The organism is Chitinophaga sp. (assembly GCF_035564935.1).
Lineage (GTDB): Bacteria > Bacteroidota > Bacteroidia > Chitinophagales > Chitinophagaceae > Chitinophaga.
This window is the reverse complement of record NZ_DATMTE010000326.1, coordinates 1-1,853: the sequence shown is the minus strand read 5'-3', so window position 1 is coordinate 1,853 and position 1,853 is coordinate 1. Positions and strand designations below refer to the sequence as shown.

The following is a 1,853-nucleotide window of genomic DNA, read 5'->3' as shown; positions in this document are numbered from 1 at the left end:
AGCACACACCGGATATCAACCATTTACCGCACGTGGAGGAACTAAGTGACATAGCGCTATTACAAAGACTACAGCAATCCGATGAATCGGCCTATACCGAGATATTTCATCGTTATTGGGAGAAACTGTATGCGATCGCCTATAACCGCTTACGCAGCCGTACTGCTGCAGAAGATGTGGTGCAGGAAGTGCTGGCCAGTTTATGGGCGCGGAAAGCCGAACTGGATATCCGCCACCTCTCCGGTTATCTTGCTACCGCTACCCGCTACGCTGTGTTCCGCCAGATCAGCCGTTTGCTGCCGGATCATCCCCTCGATACGCCCGATGTGGTGCAGCAAATGGTGCAGGCGCCGGATATGGATCACCTGGATTATTGCCGCCTGCAGGAGCGGCTGGGCCTTGAAATAGCCACCCTGCCGGAAAAATGCCGCCTTGTGTTCCTCTATAGCCGCCGCGACCACTACAGCAATAAGGAAATTGCCGCTGCCTTGCAACTGTCGGAAAAAACGGTGGAAGCCCATCTTACAAAAGCGCTGAAGCATTTACGCGTCCGCCTCAAAGACGTGTATCCCTATCTTTCTTTCTTCTTCTGAAAAAAAATATAAAAAACACTAAGGGTAACAGCAGCATTTCTGTACTCTGTTATTATGCAGCACCTGAAAGACCTGATCCAACGTTACCTGAAAGGCAATGCTTCACCGGAAGAAGCAGCAGCACTCCATGAATGGTACAACAGCTTCGACGACAGCGAAGTGCCCCTGCCACTGGAGCCGGGGGAAGACCGCAAGCTGCTGGAACAAAGGCTGCTTAACAGGTTGAAACCAGTAATGCAGCCACCTAAAAGCAGAAGGCTTCCTTTCTGGCGTTATGCAGCTGCTGCGGCCCTGCTGGCCCTGGTAGCAGTAGCCGGGAAAATAGGGTGGCAGCACCGGTATTCATCTTCCCAAAAAAATATAGTGGCGGATAACACCTCCCCGGCAGATAAACCACCTGCCAATAAAAAGGCCATGCTCACACTGGCCGATGGCAGCACTATTACATTGGATGATGCTGCAAATGGCGCGCTCGGCAAACAGGGCGGCGCCAGCGTTATAAAAAAAGAAAAAGGACAACTGGCTTACCAGGCCGGCGATGCCACTGGCGCAGTGGTATACAATACCCTTACAGTACCCCGCGGTGGCCGGTACCAGCTGGTGCTGCCAGACGGCACCAACGTATGGCTCAATTCAGCTACTTCGCTCCGCTATCCTACTGCTTTCCGCGGTGGGGAAAGAAAAGTGATCCTGCAGGGACAGGCCTACTTTGAAATTGCCGCCAATGCTGCGCAGCCGTTTAAAGTACAGGCCGGTGAAATGGAAGTGGCCGTGCTGGGCACCCGCTTCGATATGATGGCCTATGCCGATGAACCCACTATCAATGCGACCCTGGTGGATGGAAAAATAAAAGTACAGGATAAGATCCTGCAACCCGGTCAGCAGGCCGTACTGGCGCTATCGGGGCGGCGGCTCACGGTACGCGATGCAGATGTTGATAAGATCACGGCCTGGAAAAACGGCCTCTTCGTGTTTAATAATATGGATCTTCCTACCATACTGCGGGAAATAGCCCGCTGGTATGATGTGGAAATAGTATACCAGTCTGCACCCGGTAAAGAACTGTATGGGGGCGGCATCAGCCGGAATCTTAATTTATCAGCCGTATTGCGCGTTTTGGAAGAAAACGGAACTAATCACTTTAAAACAGATGGAAATAAAGTAGTGGTATTACCGTAAAACCTGTAAAAAAAACATATGAAGTAACACATTGAACAATGAAAAAAGCCGGAGGTGGTGACACACCCCCGGCAGCAGCTC

General features: G+C 51.5%; 2 protein-coding genes. Both read left to right on the top strand.

The window, feature by feature from the left end; translation table 11 throughout:
* On the top strand, nt 1–593 hold a 593-nt coding region (locus VN105_RS08685), incomplete at its 5' end, for an RNA polymerase sigma factor (RefSeq protein WP_325639907.1).
* Between the two features lie 54 nt (nt 594–647).
* On the top strand, nt 648–1,772 hold the full coding sequence (locus VN105_RS08680) for a FecR family protein (RefSeq protein WP_325639905.1): 1,125 nt from the start codon (nt 648–650) through the stop codon (nt 1,770–1,772).
* Nucleotides 1,773–1,853: the final 81 nt, after the last annotated feature.